At 58.1% G+C, this 26,062-nt stretch carries 23 protein-coding genes; 8 read left to right on the top strand and 15 right to left on the bottom strand.

Annotated features, from left to right (window positions below; all coding sequences use genetic code 11):
* Positions 1–6 precede the first annotated feature (6 nt).
* Entirely contained in the window at positions 7–1,083 is a 1,077-nt protein-coding gene (locus tag FIU86_RS20170; protein ID WP_152477284.1) for a type IV secretion system protein, read from the top strand.
* Positions 1,084–1,093: 10 nt separating this feature from the next.
* Here FIU86_RS20170 and FIU86_RS23140 read toward each other — a convergent pair whose 3' ends face one another.
* A complete protein-coding gene (locus FIU86_RS23140; RefSeq protein ID WP_368373169.1) occupies positions 1,094–1,894 on the bottom strand; it encodes an E2 domain-containing protein in 801 nt (266 codons plus the stop codon).
* The gene (locus FIU86_RS20165; RefSeq protein ID WP_254704043.1) at positions 1,891–3,501 is read right to left on the bottom strand and encodes an adenylate/guanylate cyclase domain-containing protein; all 1,611 of its coding nucleotides are present in this window, start codon (positions 3,499–3,501) and stop codon (positions 1,891–1,893) included. The genes FIU86_RS23140 and FIU86_RS20165 overlap by 4 nt, the downstream gene beginning before the upstream one ends.
* Positions 3,502–3,522: 21 nt before the next feature.
* Between FIU86_RS20165 and FIU86_RS20160 the strand changes: the two genes are divergently transcribed.
* Genes FIU86_RS20160 through FIU86_RS20150 form a run of 3 tightly spaced genes read left to right on the top strand, consistent with a single transcriptional unit; the run spans position 3,523 to position 6,066 of the window.
* Entirely contained in the window at positions 3,523–4,491 is a 969-nt protein-coding gene (locus tag FIU86_RS20160) for a YafY family protein (protein ID WP_152477283.1), read from the top strand.
* On the top strand, positions 4,470–5,381 hold the full coding sequence (locus FIU86_RS20155) for a cyclic nucleotide-binding domain-containing protein (RefSeq protein ID WP_152477282.1): 912 nt from the start codon (positions 4,470–4,472) through the stop codon (positions 5,379–5,381). Before FIU86_RS20160 ends, FIU86_RS20155 begins: the two co-directional genes overlap by 22 nt.
* Positions 5,374–6,066: an adenylate/guanylate cyclase domain-containing protein gene (locus FIU86_RS20150; RefSeq protein WP_254704042.1), complete on the top strand. Its 693-nt coding sequence runs from the start codon at positions 5,374–5,376 to the stop codon at positions 6,064–6,066. Before FIU86_RS20155 ends, FIU86_RS20150 begins: the two co-directional genes overlap by 8 nt.
* 92 nt (positions 6,067–6,158) lie before the next feature.
* Here FIU86_RS20150 and FIU86_RS20145 read toward each other — a convergent pair whose 3' ends face one another.
* The 4 genes from FIU86_RS20145 to FIU86_RS20130 form a co-directional block, all read right to left on the bottom strand.
* The gene (locus FIU86_RS20145; protein WP_152477281.1) at positions 6,159–8,159 is read right to left on the bottom strand and encodes a type IV secretory system conjugative DNA transfer family protein; all 2,001 of its coding nucleotides are present in this window, start codon (positions 8,157–8,159) and stop codon (positions 6,159–6,161) included.
* A gap of 8 nt (positions 8,160–8,167) precedes the next feature.
* The gene (locus tag FIU86_RS20140) at positions 8,168–10,501 is read right to left on the bottom strand and encodes a relaxase/mobilization nuclease domain-containing protein (RefSeq protein ID WP_152477280.1); all 2,334 of its coding nucleotides are present in this window, start codon (positions 10,499–10,501) and stop codon (positions 8,168–8,170) included.
* Entirely contained in the window at positions 10,488–11,081 is a 594-nt protein-coding gene (locus FIU86_RS20135; protein ID WP_152477279.1) for a transposase, read from the bottom strand. The genes FIU86_RS20140 and FIU86_RS20135 overlap by 14 nt, the downstream gene beginning before the upstream one ends.
* Before the next feature lie 517 nt (positions 11,082–11,598).
* Entirely contained in the window at positions 11,599–11,805 is a 207-nt protein-coding gene (locus FIU86_RS20130) for a hypothetical protein (protein WP_007120662.1), read from the bottom strand.
* Positions 11,806–12,510: 705 nt separating this feature from the next.
* On the opposite strand from FIU86_RS20130, the gene FIU86_RS20125 reads away from it, so the two are divergent.
* Positions 12,511–12,756, top strand: coding sequence for a type II toxin-antitoxin system ParD family antitoxin (locus FIU86_RS20125; protein WP_152477278.1), 246 nt, complete (start codon positions 12,511–12,513; stop codon positions 12,754–12,756).
* Positions 12,743–13,063: a type II toxin-antitoxin system RelE/ParE family toxin gene (locus tag FIU86_RS20120; protein WP_152477277.1), complete on the top strand. Its 321-nt coding sequence runs from the start codon at positions 12,743–12,745 to the stop codon at positions 13,061–13,063. The genes FIU86_RS20125 and FIU86_RS20120 overlap by 14 nt, the downstream gene beginning before the upstream one ends.
* 21 nt (positions 13,064–13,084) lie before the next feature.
* On the opposite strand, the gene FIU86_RS20115 is transcribed toward FIU86_RS20120, so the two are convergent.
* Complete coding sequence (locus FIU86_RS20115; RefSeq protein WP_254704041.1) at positions 13,085–14,101, bottom strand: GSU2403 family nucleotidyltransferase fold protein; 1,017 nt, start codon at positions 14,099–14,101, stop codon at positions 13,085–13,087.
* Positions 14,102–14,230: 129 nt separating this feature from the next.
* The gene (locus FIU86_RS20110) at positions 14,231–15,160 is read right to left on the bottom strand and encodes a DUF2493 domain-containing protein (protein ID WP_152477275.1); all 930 of its coding nucleotides are present in this window, start codon (positions 15,158–15,160) and stop codon (positions 14,231–14,233) included.
* A gap of 639 nt (positions 15,161–15,799) precedes the next feature.
* Here FIU86_RS20110 and FIU86_RS20105 point away from each other — a divergent pair.
* Both FIU86_RS20105 and FIU86_RS20100 read left to right on the top strand, forming a co-directional pair.
* Positions 15,800–17,395, top strand: coding sequence for an ATP-binding protein (locus tag FIU86_RS20105; RefSeq protein ID WP_152477274.1), 1,596 nt, complete (start codon positions 15,800–15,802; stop codon positions 17,393–17,395).
* A 269-nt stretch (positions 17,396–17,664) separates the two neighbouring features.
* Positions 17,665–18,438, top strand: a complete 774-nt coding sequence (locus FIU86_RS20100) for a hypothetical protein (protein WP_152477273.1) — start codon at positions 17,665–17,667, stop codon at positions 18,436–18,438.
* A gap of 257 nt (positions 18,439–18,695) precedes the next feature.
* On the opposite strand, the gene FIU86_RS20095 is transcribed toward FIU86_RS20100, so the two are convergent.
* The 7 genes from FIU86_RS20095 to FIU86_RS20070 all read right to left on the bottom strand — a co-directional run bounded on the left by FIU86_RS20095 (position 18,696) and on the right by FIU86_RS20070 (position 26,049).
* A complete protein-coding gene (locus FIU86_RS20095; RefSeq protein WP_152477272.1) occupies positions 18,696–19,973 on the bottom strand; it encodes a TAXI family TRAP transporter solute-binding subunit in 1,278 nt (425 codons plus the stop codon).
* 698 nt (positions 19,974–20,671) lie between these two features.
* The gene (locus FIU86_RS20090; RefSeq protein ID WP_152477271.1) at positions 20,672–21,499 is read right to left on the bottom strand and encodes a YdiY family protein; all 828 of its coding nucleotides are present in this window, start codon (positions 21,497–21,499) and stop codon (positions 20,672–20,674) included.
* A 123-nt stretch (positions 21,500–21,622) separates the two neighbouring features.
* Positions 21,623–22,633, bottom strand: a complete 1,011-nt coding sequence (locus FIU86_RS20085; RefSeq protein WP_368373168.1) for a LysR family transcriptional regulator — start codon at positions 22,631–22,633, stop codon at positions 21,623–21,625.
* 569 nt (positions 22,634–23,202) lie between these two features.
* A complete protein-coding gene (locus FIU86_RS22645) occupies positions 23,203–23,379 on the bottom strand; it encodes a hypothetical protein (RefSeq protein WP_172977585.1) in 177 nt (58 codons plus the stop codon).
* Between the two features lie 235 nt (positions 23,380–23,614).
* On the bottom strand, positions 23,615–24,169 hold the full coding sequence (locus FIU86_RS20080) for a helix-turn-helix transcriptional regulator (RefSeq protein ID WP_152477270.1): 555 nt from the start codon (positions 24,167–24,169) through the stop codon (positions 23,615–23,617).
* 723 nt (positions 24,170–24,892) lie between these two features.
* Positions 24,893–25,621 carry a DUF736 family protein gene (locus FIU86_RS20075; protein WP_152477269.1) on the bottom strand — a complete coding sequence of 243 codons (729 nt, stop codon included), beginning with the start codon at positions 25,619–25,621 and terminating at the stop codon, positions 24,893–24,895.
* 125 nt (positions 25,622–25,746) lie between these two features.
* Positions 25,747–26,049: a hypothetical protein gene (locus FIU86_RS20070; RefSeq protein WP_152477268.1), complete on the bottom strand. Its 303-nt coding sequence runs from the start codon at positions 26,047–26,049 to the stop codon at positions 25,747–25,749.
* Positions 26,050–26,062: the final 13 nt, after the last annotated feature.

Here is a 26,062-nt window from a genome sequence, read left to right as displayed (position 1 = left end):
TCCCCCATGAGCGTCGTCACCTACTTCGTTGAAACCTCCCAGGACTATCTCGACACCGCCGCCGAAACCCAATTCGGAGCCGTCGCGGCAACGGTTGGCACGCTCCTGGTTCTGGGAACAACGCTCGTGGTGATCCTTGTCTTCCTGAACATGATCTACCAGTACAGGGCGATGGACGGGCGCACGGCCTTCTGGCTCGCGGTCAAGATCGGGTTGATTGGGATATTCGCGACCAACTGGGTGCAGTTCAACGCCCTCTCTTCCGCTATCCTGGCCGGCATCGACAACATTGCGGGCGCGCTTGTCGCCTCGGTCGGTGGTGGAACTCCCGGCCCTTCTGGTACCTTTGCGGAAGAATTCGACCGGCTGATCGCGGAACTCGGCGACTACCTCAATGCCGCCGGATCAGAACTTAACTGGATGGCCGGGGCCATGCTCGACATAGTGGGTGTTCTTCTACTCTCAATCCTCGGCGGGCTGGCCGCCTTCATCCTCGTGGCCTCGCGCCTGATGATCGCCCTTCTGATCGGGATTGCCCCGGTGATGGTTTTCCTGACCCTCTTCGAGGTCACCAAGGATTATTTCGCGCGCTGGCTGTCGGCACTGGTTTCCTTTGCGCTTTATCCCATCGTCGTCGCAGGCGTGTTCGCAACGATCACAGGCGTTTCCTCCGCGCTCATCGGTGAACTAGGCGATCCCGAAGGGGCCTCAAACATCGGCGCGCTCATCCCCTTCTTCATGATGGTGCTCATGGCCAAGGGCTTCATCATCGCAACGCCCTTCATCATCCGTGCGATCTCGGGAAACATCATGATGCCCGCCCTCTCCGGTGGCCTCGGCGGCGGCTACAGCTTCGCCCGCGCTGCAATGGGCAGCCAGCAGGCCTACAATCGCTACTTGATCGGCGGGGCAAGTGGCGCGGAATACGCAGCCCTCAAGGCGCGGCAGTTCTTCGGCGTGCAGCAGATGCCGGTGCGGCAAGGCATGGGACAGACGGGGCAAGCAAGCGGCACAGGATCATCGGGGGCCGGGTCTCGAATGCTGGCGCAACTGGCCCGGTTGGCTAGGTTGGGGCGGCGATGACGGGTACCGGTCACGAACTCGATTTGGCCAGAGGGCAGTATTTCATCGTCCCACAACACTTGGGCGCATCCTTACAAATATCCTGGATAAAGTCGTGCTGCGCCTTGCGACGCCTGTGCTCCAGTAAAGCAATGCGCTCTAGTGCAGATCTGTTTGGACACTCTGCCCTTAGGATCGGTTTCCCACCTGTCATCTCTCGGTCGGTGTCTACTGGACGGCAAACAATCGAACGATTGCTGTCGGCCTGACGCGTGCATCCCCTCGGGCAAGGAGTTCTAGAATTGAGCAATCGATCCAAGCGGTGAGATGCCTTGGGTAAGGAGTTGGCCAACCAGCCCTTCCCGCGGAACATGCCGACTAGGATCTCTTCTTTCCAACCCAATGGAGCAGCCAGCTCTTCCATTTTTTCCTGAATCCGCGCCGCGTCCCCGTGAGAAAGACCTCCTTCAAGAGGCCACACTCCATACTTCCGCGCATACTCCTGATGAAGGAGGAACATGCGTAGGTATTCCCACCAGGCTATCGCCGCATGCGCTTCGATTAGCGGTTCAGTTGATCCATAGGAGATACAAAAGGTGGCATCGGGATTGATGTGTCTCTCAGGACAGGAAGCGGGGAAATGATTGGCCGCTACGTCCTCCGCCACGCTAACGCCTCCTCCGTGCAATAGAGCGAGCTTCAGAAGGTAGTGTCCCGCGATCGATCCGCTCGCCTTTTGGGGTTCGCAAGTTACCTGCGCCGTTGCTGGTCTATCTGTTTCTACTCTGACCCATAAAGGGGTGTGTTTCAGCAGTAGCCTAAGAGAGTTCATTTCTTTGCGAGATGCGCGCGCGGTTGGCTTGGTTCCGAGGGGACGTGGGCTCGAGCGTACAACGGTTGAGCCAATTCAGTCGGCGTCGCAAGAATGCTAGCTGAGACATCGTCGTAGTCGACTTCTCTCGCGTACCCCTGATCACTGAGGACATCAATAAGGCCCTTGGGAGCAACACGAAGTGCGTCTGGTCCGATCTTTACACCGCCCTCGTTGCACTCTCGCTGCATTTTCTCCGACGTAGATGTGGCCTTTGATGACGCCACTCGTACGGATCGTTCGCCTCGAATACCAATCCTCGAAATCGGAGTCGGGCCGAGCTCTAGACCTACGGCAAGCTCTAGGCTTTCGATCTCCTCAAGCATCGATTTGCAAAGGTCGAAGGAAGCATGAAATCCCGCTGCGCACTGTGTGGCTGTGGCGACACTCTTAGCTTCGTCAGTTGATGTGCCGCTGCCTTCTGCAACCAAAGCATGGATACTGTCACCGATGAACCGAACTTTGCGACCGCCAAAGTCGGCTTCTGCCACGTTTTGAAACTCTTGGCGTATGACAAAGAGCGCGCGCACGGCATCCTGAATGTTTCCTTCGGACACCGCCTCGTCGATGAAATTGGTGTAGCCCGATATGTCGGCGAACAATGAGACCAGAGGCATCCGGATTGATTTGCTCGGATAGAGTTGCGAGTAGTCAATCTCGCTCAAAGGAGGCTGCTTGAAGGAAAACCTAAAATCGGAGGAAGTTAAGTCGTCCACAATCCCCTTTCGAACATCGCCCGACCAAGTGTCTACAACTCGTTCCGAAAAGGCTTGCCTGTTGGTTACGCCAAACATCAAGCTGCCATCGTCAGAAGTGTAGGCTGAATTCGTGCTGATTTGGCTTGCGTTCAGCCCCAAAAACTCTTCGAGCACGCCAACTTCTTGATATCCAAGCACGGCTCTAACTCGGTCTGAAACGTACACACCGGCCGTATCACCTTCTGCAAGCTTTGCTGCATGGTTGGCCGCTGAACCGAGAAACATCGGTTCTTGTTCAGACCCGGTCCCGTTGTTGATCGCAACGCATGTCCCAACATCAACACCGATCCGGAACTCAGTTCCAAACTCCCCATTGGCCAACCGATCATTGGCCAATTGGACTACGCGCTTGAAATCTTCAACAAAGGCAAGGGCTTGACCTATAGTTTCTCGCGATACTCCGCCGCCCCCGGTCTCAAGAAAAACTGCATGCATCCGCCCGCTGTGAAAGTCGACCCTTTGTGCACTGGTTTCTTCGATCACGCGATCCGCCGCGCCGTAGTATAGATGCAGCCCCTTAAGCGCCCGCGCGTGAGATGCCTCGGTTTCACGACCATCGTCCAAACGCATCTCATGGTACCCTACGATCGAGATATAGATCTGAACAGTATCGACTACGACTGCCTTGTCCCTTGGTAGGCTGAAAAGCGGCGGCGTAGTGGGCTGCTTCATCGCTGTCTGCAGCGCCTTATCGATTTGATATCGCGACCAATATTGGTCGAAGCGCTGGACATCCACTTCGGGCACTTCATCCAAGAGCTTCTGAATACGATCACGTGCGACCGAGTGCTTCCAAGGCATGATCTTCATCTCCTAACATAGCGGCTCAGCATGGCAGCGAGTCGCAAAGTTTTTTCTGTGATCCTACAAAATAGTAGTTTCCAAGAAAATGTCAATATGGTAGAAATTGGGAGACATCAGGGGGGACAAGCTATGGACATCAAACCAAGTGTACGGCGACGTTTTGAGTTTATCGATTTTCAGTTGCAATGGACAGGTTCGATCGGTCGCAAGGCCTTGCAAAGTCAGTTCGAGATATCGCCTCAACAAGCGACAAACGACCTAACCACATATCTTGATATCGCACCCCGCAACATGAGCTACGACCCGCGACGCCGATCTTACGTCGTGGGTTCAAAGTTCAAGCCAAAGTTCTCCAGCGGGGAGTCTTCCGGTTTCTTTCTTCATCTGGAGATGTTTCATCAAGGCTATCGCACTAAAGAGGAAATTTGGCCAACTCACTTGCCGGAGTTTGACGCTGTTGCCATCGCGTCTCGCAAGGTTGATCCGAAAATTCTTCGATCAGTACTCGATGCAATTGATGCAGAAGCATGTTTGGAGGTTCGATATGTTTCGCTCAGCTCAGACTCAGAAACCATACGAACGCTTTGCCCTCATGCCATTGCTAGCGACGGACACCGATGGCACATGCGTGCCTATGATGTGGAGAAGGGCCGGTTCTCAGACTTTGTGCTTTCAAGAATTGAAGCCGCAAGCGTATTGCAAGAGGAATGCCCGGATCCGCGCCCAGACGCACTTTGGCAACAAATAGCAGCGCTAAAACTTCAGGCAGATCCAACCCTTACCGCAAGGCAAAGAGAACAGATTGAGATCGAGTACGGCATGGTTGACGGCGTTCTCGAGCTCCCAGTGCGCAAGGCAATGCTGTTCTATTACCTTAGATTCTACGGCTTTGATCCTCTCGAAATGGATGGGAAGGCCATGCGAAATAAGAGCAGCTACCGTCTCAAAATACTTAACTTGGAAGAAATAGAGACTTGTTTGGAAAGAAGAAAATAAGCGATCCACCGCCACCGGTGGAAAATGATCAATTGTCGACAGAAGTGTTAGACAAGCACCGACAGATCATTTGTCGAAGCGAACTCGTTGCCAATGAAGACGACCTCGCGGCTAAAATTATTGGCATGTCGAGGCTGGTTAAGTTCGACAAGGGTCAGGTTTTAATGACCCACGGCGAGGATGCTGATGACGTTTACTTCATTTTGTTCGGATCCGTCAGAGTATCCATCAACTCAACCTTCATTGATACCAGAGAGGCACCTCAGACCATTGGCGAAATGGCGGCAATGAAACCAGGTGCTGCTCGCTCCGCAGATGTCTGTGTCGAGTCCGAGAAATTGGAAGCACGGGTTATCTCGGCACACGACTTTAGAACTCTAATGTCCACGCACACCGAGTTTTCTACGCGACTGTCGAGCATGGTAGATTCCATGAATCGAAAAAACATAAGATTACTTGGCACCAGTAGTAGATCGCCGGGAAACGCCTGGACATGGACTTCGATAGTGTTCGGCGCAGTAGTTGGACTCCTTTGTGGCATTTGGCTTGGGCTTGGGGGCTCTCCACTTTGGTTTGCGATTTTGTCGGCCCTCGGTGCCGGTGCCTTGAGCACCCTCGTTGCTATCCGGATGAATCCAGACCTGATTTATCGCAACATGTTTTGGCTTTCGGGCGCAGCTATGATTGCTCAAACAGTCCAAACCGTCTTTAGCCTTTCATTTTCAGTCGATGGGACACAGAACCAACTGCCGCTTCTTTGGAATTTCAACTCGAACCCCGAGCAGAAGTGGTGGGTTGTCTTAATAATCTATCTCTCCCTTGCCGCGTTGGCGTTCATGTCTTGGCTGGCAGATCGAGATCTTCGAAGGAACTCCAGCAAAAGTGAGTGAATTCGAGAACAAGATACACGATGACGTTCGGGGCATCTTCAAATCAGCCTGGACTGAGACCAAAGGACAAGTTGTTCCAAAGTCAGAAGACCTGGGCCTGTCAAATGTTGGGCGTTCAATATCCGCGACGATACTCTACGCAGACATTGATGGGTCAACACAGATTGTAGATCGATACGACGCCAAGTTCGCGGCCGAGGTTTACAAAGCGTTTTTGCTCTGCGCCACAAGGGTGATCCGGCTAAACGGGGGAGATGTTAGATCCTTCGATGGTGACCGAGTGATGGGCGTATTTATCGGAGACAGCAAGAACTCTGACGCTGCCAAAACAGGTCTTCAGATCAACTATTTGGTTAAGAAGGCCATCAATCCAGCACTGAAAGACCAATACACATCGACCAAATTTTCTCTTCGCCATACCGTTGGAATCGATACGTCAGAGATGCTCGTTGTGAGGAGTGGTATTCGCAACAATAATGACCTCGTATGGGTCGGAAGCGCCGCCAACAATGCTGCACGAATGAACTCTCTTTCGAGCGATTTCGCAACGCGGTTGACTCCAGCCGTCTACAAGAAATTGAACGAAAAATCGAAATTCGGCGGAAACCCGAGGCGCAACATGTGGACCAGCGCGGACTGGAATGGGCGAACAATCTACCGATCCTCTTGGACTTGGCGACCATGAACTCCTATTTCGACCATCAAAGCAGACACTTAAGACTTGTGCAGCGAAAGACCTCTTCCCGCCCGCTCGATCGAAATACGATCCTAGCCACCCTATCGGGTAAACAGCTTTTCACCGCCGTCCTCTCGCAGCATCGCTTCCATATCGTCCAAGCCATCAACGGCAGACCGCATCTGCGCCTCATCATCCACGCCCACTGTCTCGGCATCCGCAACCTGGCCCCCCAAATCCATTTCCATCTGTCGTTGTTCCTCGGCGATAACGGCTTGAACGACGGGCGCGGTCTTCTTTGTGGCGACATCGGTTTGCCCTGAAGATTGGCCACCAGCAGCCTCGCGTGCCCGCTCCACATCAGCTTCAGAACCACGGGGCCCGCTCGACGGCGGTGTCATCGGCATGGCGCGCATACTCAGCGGCAGGTTCCCCTGCGGCCCCCCTCCCCCCTGATCCGGAAACGGCAACTCACCCGTCTGCGCCGCGTGGATCGCCTTGAACAGCCGGTCGTCAAAATATTGGATCCGCTTTGCACGGACCGGCATTTGCGCATCGATCACCATGACGATCTCGTCGAGCGGCAGGCGGCGGGCCTCATCTTCGGGGAGCAAGGAGCTCTCCTCGGTCCGTGTGGATTGGCTGCGCCCTTCAAAGGGGTTCTTGCCGATGGACTGGGAGCGCGTGACCACGGTTTTCGTGGTCTTGCCGACCGCCTTGCTCAACTCTTCGACGGTTTTCTCATCCGAAGGCGTCAGGTAGAGCTTTACACCCGCGTTCCCCTGCAGCGCGCGGCGCGTGTTCTCACCATAGATTTCATCGAGGGCGGGGATTGTCTGGGTGACCACGGCCAGATGACCGCGGTAGGTCCGCAAGGTCTCGATGCTCTCGACCACGATGGGCATCTTGCCCAGGCGGTTGAACTCATCGAGCATGATCATCACCGGCCAAGGCTCATCCGGCCCGGGATCCATTTCCTGCATGGCCGAGAGGAGATCGGAGAAGAACAGCCGGATCAGCGGCGCGAGCGGCTTCACCATGAGAGGCTGGACCACCAGATAGACCGAAAAGGGCTTCTTGCGGATCGTCCGGAAATCAAAGTCCGACACCGCCGTCGCCTCATCAATCGCCGGGTTCTGCCATTGATCGAGCCCCGAGGTCATCAGGAGCGAAACGTAGGAGGTCAGCGTGTCGTTGTTGGTCGAGGCCAACCGCGTGAAGATCAGCTTGGCCGCCCGGTTATCGACCTCGTGACCCCGCGCAAAATACTCCTTCTGCTTGTTCCCGCCCGAGGCGGCGATGCGGTAGATTTCGCCCAAGGTGGGACGCTTGCGCTGGAAGGCCAGCAAGCCTGCTGCCACAAAGAGATCGATCCCGCCCTTGAGGAGGCCCTGCACCCGGTCATTGTCGCTCTGCAGGAAGAGCGTCGCCAGAAGCTGCAGTTCCATCTGCTGGCGCGCGGGATCTTTCAGCTCAAAGATACGCAGGAGCGGGTTGTAGCGATGCGTGCGCTTGCCCTCCCAATCGGTGGGGGCAAAGCGATAGACCTTGTCGCCCTGGGCGGCGCGGTGGCGCGCCGTGGCCTCGAAACACTCGCCCTTCACATCGAGGGTGACTGCGGAGCCCTGCCAGGTCAGCAGGTTCGGAATGACGAAGCCCGTGGTCTTGCCGCGACCCGTGGGCGCCACGATCAGCGCGTGTGGGAAGACCTTCGAGCAGATGTATTTTGCGCGGGATTTTGGGGGGCCGAGTTTGCCGAGGATAAATCCCGTGCCGGGCGCCCCGAAGAAGCCATTGGCCTTCATCTCGCGCGCGCTCTGCCAATGAGTCTGGCCAAACCGTGTGAGGGCCGATCCCGAGAGGGCGAGGCTCAGCATCAGGCCGGCGGCGGCGAAGCTGCCGATGATCAGGTGGATGAGCTGGGCATCTTCGGGGCGGCGATCGCGGATCGCCAGATAGTTCTGCGCGATATAGGCAAAGTCGATCTCGGCCCCGAAGCCGAGATCCTGGTAGCTCAGCACCGCCGAGGCGATGGTATAGCCAATGGCCCCTGTCACCAGCGTTACCAGCAAAACGCCGGTCGCGATCCGCGCCCTTCCCATGGCGGCGCTCAATGGACCTGACCCCGCTCGGTCTCGCCATCCACGTCTGTCGCGCGGTGTTTTTCATACTCGGCATCGGCGAGATCATCGACCACCTGACGCAGGGCCTCGGTATTGGCCGTCGCGGCATCCGATTGCAGATAGACCTTGGCAACATAGAGCCTGTCGAGGCGGTCCTCGAGAACCTTGTCCAGCGCATCGGCATCCCCGGATGTGAGCCGGCCCAATTGACGGTCATCCAGCACCCGCGCGATCTCGGTTCGGAAAGCGTCCCGCTCCGCCTCGGTCTCGAAGGGCGCGGACAACTCCCCCGCCCGCTCATGGTCCAGGACGCGCGCAACCTCCTCTGGGACACGGCCGGCACGGTCAGACTGCGGCGCCGTTTCATCGCGGGTGGCTAGACGTTCGTCACGCGTGCCAGACCCGAGCCCGTCGCGCATCTCGGTTTCGCGGCGGACCTGATTGATGGCCTCCGTGTCCCGGATTTCGACGACGGCCGCATAGGTCGCGCCGAGCCCACGGGCGAGGTGGGACGGCATGTCCGGATAGCGCGCGCGCAAGTCATCCGTGACTGCATCTGCAACGGGCGTGCGGAGGTCGCGTTCCTCCATGATCCGGTCGACATCGCGGGTGATCTCGCTGGCGCGGGCCGCATCGGTGATGGTCTCCCTGTAGGGCTCAGACCGATCGATCACATCGCCCGGGCGTGCGAGCAAGTCCGGGTGTGCCCCGAGATACGCGCGCTGCTCCGTCTCGATCCGGCGCTCCGCCTTTGAGGCCACCTCCCACTCCCGGTCCTCAATCTGCTGCGCGGTCAGGCCGTCTGCGCGCATCTCCTGACGGATTGTCCCTTCCATCTCCCGCACCGTGCCCTCGTGATAATGGTACCGCCCGCTGACCGCTTCCTGCTCCATGACGCCATCCTGCCGCAGCACGTTTTCCCGTTCCAACAGCGTGCCAAGCGCGACATGCACATCGTTGAGAATGTCGCGCGCCTGTTCCAGATCAGCGCGGCGTTCGAGGTTCAGAGCACGCGCCTCAGCTACCTTGGAGAGATCATCGGCGATCCATTGATGCTCGAGCGCTGCATTTGACGCCCCGGTTTCGATCCGGGCCATCACTTCCGATGTGCTGATCCCGGTTCCGCGCAGCGCGGTGTCTATGCGCGACCGCAAGTCCGGCCCGGCCAGACGGTCCAGCCGGCTGGCGTCGATATTGGCCTCAGAATAGACCCCGCCTTCCGAAGGAGCCTCGGAGAGCGTGGATGATCGCAAACCGAGAGGCTGCATGTGCTGGACCTGCGCCTGGATCTCGATGAGGCGTTTTTCGAGCACGGGCCGCTCGGCATCGGGCTTCTCGGCAATCATGCCCTGCACCCGCGTGAGCTTCTCCGCATAGAGGCTTCTCAGATCCTCGAAACTTTGATCCTCGGCCATATACACATCTCCTGTTCGGTCCACCTGCCCACCGCGCGCCAGCATCTCGCCCGCGCGGAAGAGTGCCGCCGAAATATCCTCGCGGGCCTCCCGGGAGGCCTCCGCGGCAAGCGAGTGGTAGACAGTTCTGGTGTTGGCGATCCCCGCGAGCGTCCGCGTCAGGTCGGCCCCCACGCGTTCGCGCTCGCGGGGGGCGCGCCCCTCTTCTTTCGCGGCATAGACTTCGCGGGTAGGGGCGGGGTAATGCACGACACCGCGATCCACCCGACGCGTGGCTTCCAGGCGCACGCCATACTTTTCCGCCTCCTCGACCATGGCGAGGCGGAAGTCGTCATAATTGAAGCGGTGGTTGCGCCCCAGAAAGAAGAACTCGCCTTCCTGCGAGCGGCGGTTCAGCACCAGATGCGCATGGGGATGATCGCGGTCCTCATGCACCGCGATGATGTAATCGAAATGCCCCGCGTCGGTCTGGAAGAACCGATCGGCCACATCCGTCGCGATGTCGCGCACATCCTCGCCGCGGGTGCCGATGGGGAAGGACATGAGCATATGGGTGGTCTGGCCCAGTTTGGGTTTGAAACCGGCGTCCCACCGCTTCGCAAAGCGCTCGGTGAGATCCTTAATGTCACCCGCCTCGAGCTTCGCCTTGCCATCCAGAAACCCGCTCGAATCCACGATATGGGTCGACTTGGTGGTGAGGTACTCGAGCTGGCTTGCGAGCTGCGATTTGGTATGCGTACCGCCGCCCCGGATCGCCTTGAAGACGGCTGGCCTGTGCCCCGCCGCCGCGCGCACAAGCTGGCTCTGCTTGGCGACATGCAGCCCCTGCATCGAGCCCCGGATCCGGCTCCAGCCGTCCCGGAAGACCTCGCCTGTGACAGCGTCAACCGCATCATTCAGCCGCATGGGCAAACTCCCTTAGCGCGGCCTTGGCCTCGAGCTGCATCGCGTCCCGACGACGGCGCAGAAGCAGGTCGATCTCGTCAGCAGAATCCAGGATGAACCGCGCCAACCCGCGCATCTGCGCAAGGCGCGGCTCAGAAAACTCGGCACTCGTGCCACCATCAGCCCCCTGCCCCTGCCGGTTGGCCCGGGTCATCTGCTTGGCGATCTGCGCGACCCCATTGCCCACCTCGTGCAGAGAGGCGCGGTAGCGCGCCATCTCTGCTGCCATCTGCGCATCCGGAACAAACACCCCGCCGGCCGCCTGGATGAGCCGCCGCAGCCCCTCTGCCCGGCTCTCGATTCCGGCCTTCGCCAACACCTCGTCGAGCGCCGCAAGCTCCGCAGCCGTAACCTTCACACTGACCGCCGAGACCGGGATCGCGGCATCCGTCTGGCGCTCTGCATCGGCTTTCAGGACGTAGCGCACTGCCCGCGATGTGACCTCGAAACGCATCGCCAGCTCAGACGTCGACACACCCTCCGCGGCCTCGCGGACGATCTGCATCTTCTCGATCTCTGTCAGGCGTTTTGTTCGGGACATGCGGAAGAAAGACCCCCTATTTCCTGCCACCTTCCACCAAGGCTGCCCCTACCTTACGATAATATACCTATATGTCAATTATATACTTACGTCGCACTCAGTCTTAGGCAGCCTTGGTGTCCGCTTCCCCCGGGGCCCGCAGGGGCGCGGGCCTGCCCACTCGCCATCAAGAACCCCACCTGTCCGATGGGGCCCCTTCCCCAGCACCGCCCGAGGGTCTGACCGAACACGCATGTGTTCGGACGGAACCGCGGGCGGGCGCAAACCCCACCGACAGGGCGGACAGGCAGGGTCAAGGAGGGCCAGATTTGGCTTGCCAAATCTCTGCCGCAAAAACCGGGAGGCCCTGGCCGATAGGTTTTTGCGGATGGCCCCCTTGAGGCTGACTGGCCGGTCTGTCGCGGCCTGATCATTCCGGGCGGAGTGCGTCCGTTGAACGCGCAGGGACCGGCATCCCTGGAACAGGGATCGGGCCGCCCCAAGATCGTCCTGAGGCGGCCCATCCTCGTCAGAGGATTCAGTCCTGGGGATCCTTCGCGCTCGGCGGGAACATCACCAGCTCCGAGACCGCGACCGGGAAGTCGAGCTTGAGGCTGAAGAACTCCGATCCGTCCCCGTTGCGGGTGTTGCGGAACATCGCACCCACGCGCTGAAAACGGGTACGCTCCTGGCCATCGGTATCGGTGAACTTGACGGGGACGGTGGCGACGTAGTGGTTGGTCATTTGGGTTACTCCTTGTTGCGATGGGGATCTGCCAGCACGGGGGCAAGAGGCCCGGTCGCAAGCGCAAATGCGGAGGGTCCGCGCCAAAGGCGTGGAAGCCGTATTTGTGCTTGCCGAAGCGTGAGCTGAGGGCACGATTGGGCCGACCCCGTGCGATCCACATCTATGAGCAAAAAGGAGTGATCCGGATGACCCCTGCCATCACGCCGGTGCCACCATCCGCGTCTGGCCGAGCCTGGCCGGGGTGCTGACGAAGCGCGCCTGCGTGGATGCGATGTTCCGAAACACCATCCGAATGCCGTGCAGTTCTTCAGCCTCAAACGTGACGTCTCCAGTCCTCGCGTCTTGAACTGTCGAGGATACCCACGAGGCGTGCTTAGCCACCTGTTAGACCCGATGCGAATGGGCCGCGCGCTAACGGACCGATGGAAAGGGAATAACGGTCCTGGCGTTGGCAGACTGCCGAGCCAGTGTAGACGAGCGTGCCCACGCCTCGAGAGACACGACGAAAAGGCCGCGCCAAGCGCAACTCCCGACGCACCTTCTGGTCACGGACGACATTGCCGGGTGGTTCATCACCCGAGGGTCCCCGCAATGCGGCGCGCGGGCAAAGTTCAAAGCGGCAAGGAGTGTGGCAAATTTTGTCATATTTTTTGACAAAACCTGGCATTCAATGATATGTCTGAAGTACGAAGGAGGATTGCTATGGCCACCATGAATGTTTCTCTCCCCGATCCGATGAAGACCTGGGTTGAAGCACGCCTGAAAGATGGCAGCTTCAGCAATACAAGCGATTATGTGCGCCACCTTATCCGCCGCGACCAAGAGCGCGCTCAAGCGGTCGAAGCTTTGCAGCAAACGATCGATGAAGGCCTCAAGAGCGGCGACCCCGAGCCGTTCGACTTCAAGACGTTCAAGGCGCGGATGCGGGAGAAACATGCCCGCAAGTAATCTCATCGCCTACCAACTGACGCCAGCAGCCCAACGCGATCTGGAAGACATCTGGCTTTACACGGCGCAGACGTGGTCAATGGCGCAAGCAGACCGATATACCGACATCATGGAAGATACCTTCGATCGGTTGCTCTTCATGCCGGAGATGGCACGTGAACGCCAAGAATTCAATCCACCTGTCCGCATCCATCCCATCGCTGAGCATCTGATCATCTATCAGGTCGAGCGAGATCAGTTGGTTATCTTAAGAGTGCTGGGAGCAGGGCAGGATTGGCACGCGATCCTCAGAGCGGCGGATCAGTAGCTGGCCGCCTCGCCCTCGCCATCACGCGCTTAGGCTCTCGAGAATCGTCTGCGTCCCCGGCATCCGCTTCAGTGAGTTGCCAATATGCTCCCGCCAGCGCGGTCCGACCTCCATGGCAGTGGCATAGGCCCGAGCCAAATCCTCGGGACGGTCCTCGGCCATCGCCTCGATCAGAAAGGCCCCCTGCTCCCTGTCCTTCGCAGATTTGATGCTGCCCGCCCCGTCCCGCCGCCGATCCGCAATGATCAGTTTGTGGATCGCGTATCTCTCCGGGCGTGGCACCCGGACCAGAACGCCCGACCGGTAGAGCGCCGCCGTATGTATCGGTTCGGCGATCAGGAAATTGAGGTAGTTCAGCGCCTGCGCTCCCACGCCCAGAGCTGGAAAGTCTCGGACGCTCTCATCCCCGAAGGCCGGGGTCAGGAACTCGACCAGCTGGCCACTGCCGCCCTTTGCCCATCGCCAGGTCCGCCCCTTGTCGAGCCCGGGAACCGGATCGAACTTCAGCGCTGAGAACGTCTCGGCGAGCCCCGGATCGACCTGATCCTGCAGGGCCACGCTGAGCTTTTCGAACTGCGCGATGTCAATGTCGCCGGAATTGGCCATGCCGCCCAGGGGAAGGCGAATGCCAAGCTCACCTTCATAGAGCCGGAACGCGTTTGTCCCGACGATGGTGCCGCCAAACCGGAATGTCCCCGCTGCGGCCATGGCTGACAGGATGGAACCGGTCGCCCGGTCGGCGGGCGTCATGCCTTCGGCGCGCAAGAGCCGAACCAGCCGCGACCGCTCCGCCTGCCGCGCCTTGGCCGCCATGCGCTGCTCTTCGATCCGGTCGATGCGCGCGCGCGTCTGGTCGCTGTCTTCGCCGATATAGATGAACCGCATCTCGGTTCCGACGCGTCGCGCGGCGTACCAATAGGCCTTGTCACCGCGTTCCTTGAGCGTGGGCTTGCCCTCCACACCGGACAGCGCGTCATCCTTCAGAAGACGCACCAGGTCGGTATAGGCGCTCATCGCGATGCTGCTGAGTGGGGTCATGCCAATCATTTCCAAGTTTTGCTTGGCACGTATATACCTATCAGAAAATATTGCTATACAAAGCAATTTGGGGCACCGCCACGCGCATGAGTAACAACGAAAGGGCCGCCCGAAGGCGACCCTCTCAATTCACGTCTCCGCAGTCTTCTTCGCCGGGTCCGCAACCCGCATGACCGTCAGGCCTTTCGCTTCCGCCTTCTGCCCGAGGTTCAGAGCGACCCCGTTGCCACCGAAGAGCACAACCCCCGTTGCCGCGAACTTGTCGTCCAGCATCTCGTCGTTGCACTTGAACGGTGCCGCCCGTCCGTGCGCGGACCAGCGCGGATCGAAGCGCGCCTGCGCTATCCCGCGTGCCCGGGCCCACCGAGCCGCGATCATCTCGGCCCCGTGCTTGCCACCCTTGTGGCAGAGGAAGATCTCCTGATTGCGGTTCTGCCTGATCCGCTCGCGAACCTTGTCGAGCGTGTTGAAGATCACATCGACATCGGTCCAGTCGGTGGCGCCTGAGACGATCAGGGGGACCCCCTCGACCTTCGATTTCTCGGCGGTTTCGCGGTCATGCTGCTCCAGGAGCTGCCGCGCCTCGAAGACAGCACCCGTCTCTTGCGCCCGGACGCTTGCGCGCGACCCGGCTGCCGGGATGAAGGCGTGACCGGTCTCGATCTCGTAGCATTCCGCCGCCGCCTCGCTCATCACCTCGATGGCGCTGACGATCTCGCGCAGCTGCAGAAACCGCGCCTGCGCTTCTTCTAGCGCGGTCTCGGCAATCTCCGATCCGTCGTGGGATTTTGCCAGCGCGCCGATCTTGTCGGCGGTGCGGTCGACCTCCTTGCCGAGTGCCACCTTGCGACGCTGCAAGATCGTCGCGAGCCCATGGGCCAAGGGTTCGACTTCTGCTTCAAGCCCGGTCCCGCGCAGCGGACCGAGCAAAGCCTCGAAGCTTTCGCGGACGATGCTGTCCTGAAGGATGTGATCTTCGGGGATCGGCAGCTGTGCGTCCTTCTCGATCAGTCCGAAAAGCTCGATGGTCTCGTAGGTGTTCGCAGTGTCGTAAGCCATGTCTGGTCTCCAGTATTCGGTTGAGGAGCCACCACGTGAGTGTGGGGGCATGGCCGAATGCCTGGTTTCCGAATCTGCCCGGGTCAGGGACGGCGCAGCCGCCGGCTTGCCGGGCGCAAAAGTTTTCCGTGTGCAACACCCGACACACGCACACCCTCACGCACGGGACCGCCCCGCCCCACAAGCCCTGCCCTCGCCGAAAAGTTTTGCGATCCTTGAGGCGAGCTGATTTGGGGGCCATCCGGAGGATATGCTTCCGCACTCATGTGTGTGTGTGTTTTGACGGTAGGTTTGCCCGACCCGAGCAGGCAAACGGCGCGACCGGACGCGGGAGACGGATGGAGCGGCGGGATCGTTTTGCCCCGCAAAACAGACCAGAGCGCAATCCGGCGGAGCGGCCGGGGAGGAACGTGCTCGCGAGGCGGGCAAACCGGGATGCCGGGTGCAACGCCGCGGTGAGGCCGCATGGCCGAATGCGCGACGGACCGAAGGGCCGTTCTACTCCTGCGACATAGTTTACCTTGTTACAGCCAACTGGAGGATTTTCGCCGAGCGCAGTCCAGCCGCACCTCAATTTGAACTTTTACTGTTTCCTTGTGTAAGGGACGCTCCAACTAGTCGAAAAACCTACGAGGAACCATGTCGGATTACGGTGCAATAGACCCGTCACAAGAGTGGAGCGAGTTTCTGGGGCGCCATGACGACGCCTTGCGTCAATTGTTCACGGTGTCGCTCGATCCAGACCTCGACATGGACGAGAAAATCTCCCGACTGTTAAAATTGGGCTGTTACGTTCTGAACTTGCCTCTTGGAATCGTCAGCCGCATCGATGGTTCCGTCTACCGCGTCCACCATGTCACCGGGCCTGATTGGGCGCCGGACCCTGGAGCCGAATTCAACGTATCCGAGACATACTGCACGCACACGCTGGTTGCGGACGATGTCAGTCACTTTCACCATGCCGGTCAGTCTGAGATCGCCGACCACCCCTGCTATCTGAACTTTGGTTTGGAAAGTTATATTGGCGTGCCACTGCGCGTGGGCACAAAGCGCATCGGAACCTTGAATTTCTCCGGGCCGGACGAGCGCAAACCTTTCCGCGCAATGGAAGCGGAACTGGTACGCCTGTTTGGACGGTGGCTCGGGCAGGAGTTACTCAAATCGGAACGCGCACGGGAGCTTGCCGAAAAAACCATGCTGCTGAATGCGATCATCGAGGCTGTCCCTGACGCGATCATCGCGGCGGACGACGACAGGCGGATCCGAATGATAAATTCATCCGGAGAACTGCTCTTCGGCTTCGGCGAAGGCAATCTCATCGGTCAAAGTACCTCCGTCCTTTACCCGAGCGTGGATGCGTATGAACACCAGGGGGAGCGCATTTACAGCAAGGCCCGGGAAAAAGCGGTGAACCGGTTTGAGATGGATCTCCGGCGAAAGGACGGATCGACGTTTCCCGGCGAAGTGTTCATGGCGCCGCTCCGAAGCGAGATGGAGAGCCGGTTGGGCATTGTGGGCGTCGTTCGCGATATCACCCAAGAGAAATCGCTTCGCATGGCAAAGGATGAGCTGATTTCAACGGTCTCTCACGAACTCCGCACCCCCATCACTTCGGTCAGTGGCGCCGTGAAGCTCCTTGCCCTTGAGCGAGACAGGCTTTCCGAGAACATGCAGAAAGTCCTGGATACGGCAGCCCGGAACTCCGACCTCTTGAGGCACTTGGTCGAAGATATTCTCGATTTTGAACGGCTGAGCTCCGCTGGCTTTGTCGCCGATCAGAAGGCTGTCGAACTGCCCTCCGTCGTAGAGCAAGCGGTAGATGACATCGGGCCTTACGCGAGCCAGCATGATGTGCAAGTCTCCCTGATTCCTGCGAGCGGGCAGACGCGATCGATCAAGGGCGACAAGCTTCGGCTGCTCCAAGTCTTGAGCAACCTGTTGTCCAACGCCATCAAGGCGTCCTTGCCTGGCGGTAAAGTGGAAGCTGGGATAATCACGAATGGCGACGGTTTCTGGGTGCGCGACTACGGACACGGAATACCTCTAGCTTTGCAAAAGCGTCTGTTTGAAAGGTTCACCCGCGCGCCAGAAAGCTACACCACATCCGTAAAAGGAACTGGGCTCGGCATGAGCATCGTCAAGGCCATTGTCGATCATCATGGGGGACGGATTGAGTTCGAAACAGAAGAGGGAAAAGGCACGACCTTCGTGGTCTCGCTCGGTCCTCAAGCGTAACACCAAAAATCCAGGCGACCCTTCTTTCGGTCTGGCTTCCGTGATGCCAGCGTTGTGGCGCGCGTGACAGAAAAAATCGCCGCAAAGTTGTTGCTCGCTGCTCTCGTCCTGGCCCGGATCCCCGGTGCCCACGAAAGGCCGTCAAATGGTCAACAGCCTCCAGCATCTCTAGAAGCGTCGGCGGCATCCGTGCAAAGGCCGTTGTTATAAGCTTGTGCCCTGACTAGGGTTTTTCTTCACGCTGAGGATTCTACATGAGGCAAGAAATAATGTACGATGTGCCGACCATCTGGATCGTGATCGCCCTTTTGGGCGGCATGTTTTTGACGATGTACCTGGGTCGCAGGCTGGGAAAGAGCCGCCCTCCGCGCGATGACGGGGAAACGGGTCAAGTGACCGCAACCCAGGCGTCCCTTCTCGGGATTCTCGGCCTGCTCTTGGGGTTTACCTTTAGCGTGGCGCTCGGCCGGCATGATGCGCGCTCGGCAGCGGTCGTGGCCGAAGCGAACGCTATAGGGACTGCCTGGCTGCGCACGGAATATCTTGAGGATGCGGACTCGGTGAAACCGGCATTGCTGGCCTACGCTGCCGAACGTGTCGCGGCCTCGACTGTCCCGGTCACCGAAAAGGAAAAGCGGGATAACCTCATCGCGTCTGCCGAAGAGGCCTTCGCAAACCTGTGGGCCATCGCGTCCGAAATCACCAGGGAAAACTCTTCTCCCGCAACAGTGGCGTTTTCGAATTCTCTGAACGATGTAATCGATGAGTTGTCCGCAAGGGACGCCGCAATTGATCGGCACGTGCCTGAAATCGTATTGATCATGCTTTATGCAACTTTCCTTTTGTCCGGCGGGCTCCTCGGATACGCCTCGGGTGCGGGGCGCACAAGGATCACGGCCACCGCACTGATGATGCCTGTTCTGATTGTCGCTCTTGTTTTCGTGATCATCGATCTGGATCGGCCACGACGTGGTTTGATTACCGTGGACCAATCGCCGATGAATGCCGTTCTGGACGTAATGCGAAAAGGCGGGCAAACATGAAGCGATGGCGAAATCCGTTGACCGGGATCGATCATCCCAACTCCTGGGTGCGTCATAATCGAACGCGCGAGTGCGTGTGACGAACCCGGCTGTAGGCATGTCCTTCATAAATGATTGATCTTGCGGACCTTGCTCTCGTAAACCGGATAGTATTGTCGGATTTAGCGGCTGCAACCCCACGCAGCGATGGCCGTGAACTGAGTGGCAAAATTTTCCTGACCTTCTCGCCAGCGACGTCGTGTAGAGTCCACACTCGGCTATTGCCTTTCATCGCTTTTGGAAAGGTCTTGCTTGTCGTCGATGCGCGACCGTACGAGGTCGACGTGCAGACGTGCAGTATATGCAAGGTGGCGGTAAGCGATCGGCAAGCGCAGTTTGGCCAGTTCCACATCTATGGTTTCCAGCCGATTCCGCAAGGTTGAGAGTCGTGCGCTGTAAACGGTCTCTGGCACAGCGCTGTCGATCTCGCGGATCTCGCGGTAATGACGGAAAACTTGAGACCGCATCCGCCACCGATACAATCCAGGCAACGAACGTATTAGTGGAAACAGCAGTAACACGATCGGCAGGGCAAGCAACGCAATGCGGTTGACTTGCGCAGCGACCCAATACGGCAAGTACGATGCAAGCAGGCTTGGTCCGTCGGCAATGAGGTCGTACGCATTCACATTGATCGGCATCGTTATCCCGGAGGTGGCGGGAAACGCGCCCTCGGAGGAAATCTGGTCACGATCACCGTGAATCTCGCGGGCCGCCATCACCAATCGATTGACGAGTGCGGGATGGAGATCTCTGTGGCTCACGAGGCGTGCAACCATTGCCATCAGGTCTGTAGAGCGTTGCGGCAGTACCGGACGCAGTGAAATTGCGCCGGCATGGAGCGTGACGATCTCCGCATGATCCATGCTGCGTGCCAGCGCCTCGAGATGCCGCAGTCGCACCAGACGCGTATCCGGATCTTCCAATAGCGGCTGGAGATACGGGGCTGCGAGCGGCGCCACAAACAGCGCCAGATCGACTCTGCCTGCACGCAATGCCGTGACTGCCTCCGCCCCGCCAACGGGCAATAGTGTCACTTCATCTGGTGCGACACCGCTCGCTGATAGCAAAACACGAGCGGCGGCGCGCGTGCCCGATCCCTCCGGCCCGACGGCAAGCCTCAGGTCCGCCCAATCACCCGGATTCGCCGAAACTTCGGTGGCAGACTGCCCAAACACGAAGAGCGGCTCGTAGAACATTGCTCCAAGCGCTTCGACCTCACCCTTTGCAAAGACACCGCCCTGAAGAAGCGCCACATCGGCCTCACCCGATGTCAGCCTATCCACGTTCTCGACGGACCCGGCGGTATCGAGTACCCGCACCTCTATACCGTCGCGCGCTAGGATTTTTGCATAACGCGTCGCAATCGCATGGTATCCTCCGCCAACTTCGCCTGCAGCAAAGGTCAAGGATCGAGGCGGAACAAGATCGCGTCCAATCCACCAGATGACTGAAACCGCGGCGAGCGAAAGGATGAGAACAAATGCGTGGCGCATCACGTGACTATGTCCGATGATGCGGCAGTTGCGAAGGTGGCAAACTCGCGCGGATGGAAAATGTCGCTTCGATCCCACAACGAAGTTGTGATCAGGCGGGGACGAGCGCTAGGAAACACTCGTGGAAATACCGCAGCTAACGAGGGGAAATTTCGACTGCGGACCATTTTAGCCTTGCAACGTATGTTCAAAACGGAATTTCCGGAACTCCACGACCCGAGATCATGCCTAAGTCGGCGCACGTTCGAAGGGTCGTATAATAGCACCGCCGAATGTGCGCTTCATCAATTTCACGGACTTCGCACCACGGCAGAACGACCGTATGATCTATCTTTCCGCAGCCTGAATAGGATGACAGGTCCTCGGTCAGGTCATCCAGGAGGTCCAAGCGAACGAGCAAAAGAGTGCCGCGCATCCAAGGCAGCGTTGGAATGGAAAGAATGCGTTGAAACACTTGCTCCGCTGAAGGGCAGAATGCTGCAATCAAAACCTGAGGCCCTGCAGTCGCTCCAACCAAGCGATGTCCATAAACGTCACCGGTATGGTGCGTAGCCAGAACCTCTACATACCCACAGTCACTTTCCGAAGGCCTTTTCCAATCGGGCATTTTTCGTAACTCAATTCATTGCGCCTGAAAAAGAAAAGGGGGACAGATTTCTCCGCCCCCCATCCATTTGCTTGAGGGATAACAAGCAGTTTTAGAAGCCGTAGACGAGCGACGCGCCGAACTTGTTGTCGAAGTCGTCGAAGCCAGGTGCCGGATCGCTGTCCCACTCGGTGCGATAGGAAATCCGGGTGGACAGTTTGTTGGTCACCTTGAAGTTCACACCAAAGTCGTTGGTGATAAGGGTGTTCTCTTCCGAGAAAAGCACGTCCGTATCGTTGGTCAACGAAACCGTGTCGGTGAACTTGTAGAAGTAGCGCGACGAGGCGATACCGGCGACTTCGTGATCATCATTGCCGAACTGGTCTTCGGTGTAGCGATAGCCAGGTCCACCCTGCAAACGCCAGGTCATGTTCTCCTGGTTGATCACACGGAAGCCGGGGCCAGCACCGAGGAAGGCGTCCCACTTCAGCGTGTCGAAGTTGTCGTAGTTCGCAGAGCCGAGGCCGAAGATGTAGAAGCTGTCCGTCAGGTAGCGGTTCGCTTCATAGGTCGCGAAAACCTCTTCCTTGTTGGTGACATTGTTGTCTTCTGCCCATTCCACGGCAAAGCCGAACGAGTGGTTCCACGGGCCGCTGCCATACCGTAGACGACCGGCGACATCGAGGTCGGCAGTGTCGGTGTTGCCAGAGGTCGCCGAGAATCCAAGTGCGAAGCTACCGCTCCAGCCTTGTGCGAACTGGTTCGTGCCGTAGCGGCTCGCGTCATCGCCTTCGGCGAGGTCGTCTTGCACATCGTCTTCGATGTCTTCGATGCGATCATCCAGGTCTTCGATACCGACAATGCCGCTTTGTGCGAAGGCAGGTGCCGCCAGGACGAGGGCCAGAGCCGACATCGAGGCCAGTTTGCTTACATTATTCATGGGTCTTTCCTTTCCCAAAAGGTGACCCGTTCGGTTCATTCAGAACGGGAGCATCTCTGCTGGGATAGAAATTAGAAATTGGTCATCGTAGAGTAAAATTCATTTTATTAACGTATAAAACGACTATTTATTATGCTTGAGGATCTCAGCCTCGCCTAGCACTCCAATGTCTTGATTCTCACTGATTTCTTGCAGTTGCCGGATGACTCGGGATTGATCGGCATCCGTGTTGGCGACGACTGCGGCAAGCGCGGAACGTGATATTTCTGCAACTTCCGGGTCAACGTCTTCGCGCCAGACGACCCAGGCCGGAAACGGAAAGCGCGGTGCGTCCGGCACAAGGTGCAACTCGCCAGAATCGAGAAAGCGCTTAATGTAACGCGCGGGCAGGTAAGCCGCGTAGTTTCGGGACCGAATGTACTCGGCGGTCAGGGCACCGAGGGAAAATGTCAGCCCTGGGTTTGTCAGTTCTGGCAACGCAATCGCGTGGGCTTGGACAAATTCAGGACCCCAATCGGTGAATGCATAGCGACCTTTCAGATCATTCAATTGGGGGTCTTTCCAGGACGCCACGAGCACCAGGTCTTCATCCATCATTTTGGTTGCGATGAGACCGGGGCGAATCTGCGGAGAATAGACGAGTACGGCCTGCACAACGCCCTCTATGAGAAAGCGCGTCAGCCGGTCCGGCATGCCAAGTTCTGCCCTGATGCTCAGATCCGGCATGGCTGTGCGCAGTTGATCGATCCACCGGAACCCCAACCGGGGCCAGAGCGAGTATTGTGCCCCAATGGTCAGGCTTTTCCGAAACCCTTCCGGAATGGCAATTTGCTGACGCGCTTCTTCCCAAATCTTGATCAGAATGAGCGCGTAGCTCTCGAACTCGCGACCGGCGGGCGTGAGTTCAGCGCCTGCTTTCGAGCGGGTGAACAGAGGCCGACCCAAGCTTTCCTCCAATCGCTGCACCCTGAGCGAAACGGCAGACTGGGTTACAAAGAGGCGGTCCGATGCCTGAACGAAAGATCCCGTCGCAGCAACCTCCAGGAACGTTTTGATAAGGGCGATATCCATCGGTCGAACATGAGAAACCCTTGCCTCAAAATCAATTTGAATATGCTTCGGGAAAGCTGCCATCGAGGGCTGTCGAACCGAGTTGCTGCGAAACCACCGAGTTAATAGCGTAATCCGCAGTTGGAAATCTTTGATTTTGTTGGAGCATGGGCTGAGGTTGTGCCGCACGACAAGCTTGCAGCATCGTTCCGAACGCCTCGGCTCATTGGAGGGTCCTTAGATCTGCGGCTCAGACCGGCGTCTACGCTGCAACGACACACCCTTCGAACTGCCGATACTGGCCGACATAGCATTCTTGTTATGCAAAGTCTCGCATTGCACCTGCAGGCAACTTGAGTGCAGAGTATTCGAGCGGGCGTCCGCTCCCCGCGGTCTCTCGTGTGGTATTTTATCCCTGCCACCGTCGGCTCGCTCGCCCAAAAGGGACGGGTCGGCGAAAAACTTGCCCCTGCTACCTTCCAGCCTGGGGCCGGGCGGCTGGATGGTGAGTGGCCATGCAGCCGCCTGCATATGTTAGCTATATCGCCTTCTGCTTGTGTTTGCTTGGCTGTTCTGGCATCTTCGAACCGTGGCGTATGAGTGATGGACGCAGGCGCGGTGTCCGTCCTGCATCCCACTAGATAGAGACCGCGTCAGCGTCCTTTTTCTACTTTCTGATCAATCCAGGCCTGAGCCATTTCCCTCGTTGTAAATAGAGGTCGTTCGTCGGGGTAGACTTCGACACCCCCGACGATGTCAACGACCTCGAACAGGGTGATTTCACCCTGCTCAGGATGAACAACCTTCGTTTCGAGTATACGGCGTTCCATGAAGGTCACGTTAGCAGCAACGCGCTGTCCTGCAATCGCGTTGGTGCAGTGAACGGATCCCAGAAACTGCGTGTAATTGAACGTGCGCCAGAGCTGGCTTTATCAAAGATAGTGCTTCGCTTTTGTGGCGGCGGGTGTCGCGATACAGAATGTTTGGTGTAAACCAAGCTCCGCACGGGTTTCAGAACCGACGCGTCCGAAAGAAACTCGGAGGCTTCAATCCGATGACCAGGGATCAGGCCGCTGTTTGCTTGCGGCGCCCGGTCAGCGGCAGCACAACCTTTGTCTCTACCTTGGCATCGGGACGATCGGCTTCCTTGGCCATTGATACCACCTCGTCGGTGACGAAGGCGATCAGTTGGTAACGCGTATCAAGCCCGGATTTTTGGTAGATACGGCCCAGCTGCGACTTCACCGTTGTGATGGCGCTGCCGCGCATTTCGGCGATCTCGCTGTTGGAAAATCCCTTGGCCACGAAAATAGCCACGTCCGCTTCTGCCTGCGACAGACCCCAATCCGATGCATGGCGCAGGATCACGGTTTCCTTTGCGATGGGCTCGCTGACTCCTGGCGCCAGCTTTTCACGGCGACGCTGCACCACGTGGCGGTTTAGCTGCGTGCAGGCGACATAGGCCACAATGGCGGTCAATGCGAAGAACAGCGCAAACAGTCCGGAAAGGATGCCCATTCCCGGCGTGGCCTGCGCGTAGGTCAACTCGACAACGATCAGCGTCTTCAACGCCGCGATCACCGTGACGAGAACGAGGCCGAATATCCAAATGCGCGACATCTCAAAAATGCTCCATGTCTACCGACAGTGCTTAATTCACTAACTCAGTAATGCGGCGACAATAGGAAGATTGTTTCACCATCATGAAACATTTTCGGGAGGGCTTGAAATCCTTGAAATCACGGACACTCAGTCTGGCCATTTCCAGGCGATCGCACCCAGATAGTTCCCCGTCTCGACAGAATTGACAGTCACGCGTGCCGGACCATAGCTGTCGGCCCGTCGGATCCGGAGTATGTCGCGTCGGTTTCGAGCAAGGCGAACTAAGCCGGACATCGTCAAAGCCAGGAATTCTCCCTCACCTTTCAGCGGGACGTTTTCTATGTTCCGCCAACCGCCGTCCAAAGCCTCCCGTTGCATAGCAAAGGGGTTCCGCCGCTTAGGCACAGAATGTTTCAAAGCACCTTCTCCGTTCTTCAACACAAAGAGAATACAAAATCTAGGCGAACATACAGAATACCGAGTTGGGTGGTAAATATGAAAAACCTTTGAGCAAGCCTTGGGAAAATGCCGGTTTAATCGTTTGAGTTTGCGACACTTCGTGCTGGCACCTCTTACTTTGCGCCGACTAGGGCAAAGTCCGACCAGCAAAACGTATCAGGCTATGACGCCATAAGCCGGATCAGAGTGTGTGCTTTTCACCGATCCACCACATCAAAAGGGAAGCCGCGAACTTGCGGCTCCCCAATTTGCTCGGATATTTAGGACTCTTGCTATGGATAGTCAGGCGACCAGGATCAGCCCGGCATCTGCGTTCTGCGGCGCTTCACCGCTGTCGATGAACGGGATGATCGAAAACGTCTTGCCGCCGCGCTGCTCCTCGTTCTGGACAGCGTTGACGCGCAGATCACCATCGGGCGTGTTGATCAGCAGCGACAGGTAGTCGTTGCCGGTCCGGCTGCTTTTGGCCATCCAGGCCGAGCCCACGCGGATCGGCGTGCCCCGTGGCGAGCTGACCTCGATCCGGTAATCGGGGTGGGTCTGCTCGGATTTGTAGCTGTTCTCGATCAGCATGAACTCCAGATCGAACATCATGTTGGCGATGTAGCCGGTGAAGGCGTTGTCGGCGTCCATGGCGGTGAGCTCGCCCGAGATCGACCCGGATTTCATGAGACCGTTCGAGACCAGCGGGATGATCTCGAATTCGCCGCTCTGGGCCGTGCGCGCCTCTTTCGTCTGCACCGCGTTGACGCGGAACGGGCCGAGGCCGACATCGATCTGCATCGAGATGTAGGGATTGCCGCTGGTATTACCAGTCTCGTTCCAGGCCGTGCCGATACGCACCTTGCGGCCCGACTTGTTGACTGCCGTAACGTCGTAGTCCGGACTGCGTTCGGACATCTTCGGGCGGTTTTCAAGCTGGATGGCGATGTCAAAGCGCGTCGAATGAATCATGCCGGTGTACTCGGCGGCTGCGGTCTCGACATTGCGGGTGAGGGTTCCTGCGAACATGGGATGGTTCCTTTCAGATTGGCCGGTGCCTGACGTCCTTGTCAGCGCATCCGGGATTGCTTTTTCGACCCCTCGTGGGATCACAAAACCGAAAGCTTGCTTTCCCTTTCTGCCCTGCCAGCAGCTCATCGCTGAGGGCTTATTGGATGTGCCACCTCCCCATCGTGTGCTACGCCCCTCCCCTGCCAGTCTGATTTTGATTGGCTGCCCGGATTTTCCGCGCCGTCCTCCGATTGCGCGATGAAGAACTCCGCTTCCTTTCCGTTCAACCGGTGCCCGCTCCGGTCGGTCAGGCCGATGCAGCTGCCGTTCGGGGCATAGGTGATAAGGTACTGGCCGAGCCGGTCCTTGTGGACAATGTAGCCGGCATTGGCCCAATGCACGGTCTGCCCGGCATCGACGGCCGCCTTGATGTCATCGAGAGTCATGACTTCCCCCCCT

The sequence above is a fragment of the Roseovarius sp. THAF9 genome (genome assembly GCF_009363715.1).
Classification (GTDB): domain Bacteria; phylum Pseudomonadota; class Alphaproteobacteria; order Rhodobacterales; family Rhodobacteraceae; genus Roseovarius.
Note: the sequence above shows the minus strand (reverse complement) of the source record. Positions and strands in the feature narration are given on the sequence as shown.

Bases quoted from the DNA above. Each gene is read 5' to 3' on its own strand.
- FIU86_RS20160 (WP_152477283.1), top strand. From the start codon at position 3,523: ATGGCAGCGAGTCGCAAAGTTTTTTCTGTGATCCTACAAAATAGTAGT.
- FIU86_RS20115 (WP_254704041.1), bottom strand. From the start codon at position 14,101: ATGACCCCACTCAGCAGCATCGCGATGAGCGCCTATACCGACCTGGTG.
- FIU86_RS20135 (WP_152477279.1), bottom strand. From the start codon at position 11,081: ATGTCCCGAACAAAACGCCTGACAGAGATCGAGAAGATGCAGATCGTC.
- FIU86_RS20090 (WP_152477271.1), bottom strand. From the start codon at position 21,499: ATGAATAATGTAAGCAAACTGGCCTCGATGTCGGCTCTGGCCCTCGTC.
- FIU86_RS20145 (WP_152477281.1), bottom strand. From the start codon at position 8,159: ATGGGAAGGGCGCGGATCGCGACCGGCGTTTTGCTGGTAACGCTGGTG.
- FIU86_RS20110 (WP_152477275.1), bottom strand. From the start codon at position 15,160: ATGGCTTACGACACTGCGAACACCTACGAGACCATCGAGCTTTTCGGA.
- FIU86_RS20085 (WP_368373168.1), bottom strand. From the start codon at position 22,633: ATGGCAGCTTTCCCGAAGCATATTCAAATTGATTTTGAGGCAAGGGTT.
- FIU86_RS20125 (WP_152477278.1), top strand. From the start codon at position 12,511: ATGGCCACCATGAATGTTTCTCTCCCCGATCCGATGAAGACCTGGGTT.
- FIU86_RS20120 (WP_152477277.1), top strand. From the start codon at position 12,743: ATGCCCGCAAGTAATCTCATCGCCTACCAACTGACGCCAGCAGCCCAA.
- FIU86_RS23140 (WP_368373169.1), bottom strand. From the start codon at position 1,894: ATGAACTCTCTTAGGCTACTGCTGAAACACACCCCTTTATGGGTCAGA.
- FIU86_RS20100 (WP_152477273.1), top strand. From the start codon at position 17,665: ATGTACGATGTGCCGACCATCTGGATCGTGATCGCCCTTTTGGGCGGC.
- FIU86_RS20140 (WP_152477280.1), bottom strand. From the start codon at position 10,501: ATGCGGCTGAATGATGCGGTTGACGCTGTCACAGGCGAGGTCTTCCGG.
- FIU86_RS20105 (WP_152477274.1), top strand. From the start codon at position 15,800: ATGTCGGATTACGGTGCAATAGACCCGTCACAAGAGTGGAGCGAGTTT.
- FIU86_RS20165 (WP_254704043.1), bottom strand. From the start codon at position 3,501: ATGAAGATCATGCCTTGGAAGCACTCGGTCGCACGTGATCGTATTCAG.
- FIU86_RS20170 (WP_152477284.1), top strand. From the start codon at position 7: ATGAGCGTCGTCACCTACTTCGTTGAAACCTCCCAGGACTATCTCGAC.
- FIU86_RS20070 (WP_152477268.1), bottom strand. From the start codon at position 26,049: ATGACTCTCGATGACATCAAGGCGGCCGTCGATGCCGGGCAGACCGTG.
- FIU86_RS20130 (WP_007120662.1), bottom strand. From the start codon at position 11,805: ATGACCAACCACTACGTCGCCACCGTCCCCGTCAAGTTCACCGATACC.
- FIU86_RS22645 (WP_172977585.1), bottom strand. From the start codon at position 23,379: ATGGAACGCCGTATACTCGAAACGAAGGTTGTTCATCCTGAGCAGGGT.
- FIU86_RS20095 (WP_152477272.1), bottom strand. From the start codon at position 19,973: ATGCGCCACGCATTTGTTCTCATCCTTTCGCTCGCCGCGGTTTCAGTC.
- FIU86_RS20075 (WP_152477269.1), bottom strand. From the start codon at position 25,621: ATGTTCGCAGGAACCCTCACCCGCAATGTCGAGACCGCAGCCGCCGAG.
- FIU86_RS20080 (WP_152477270.1), bottom strand. From the start codon at position 24,169: ATGTCGCGCATTTGGATATTCGGCCTCGTTCTCGTCACGGTGATCGCG.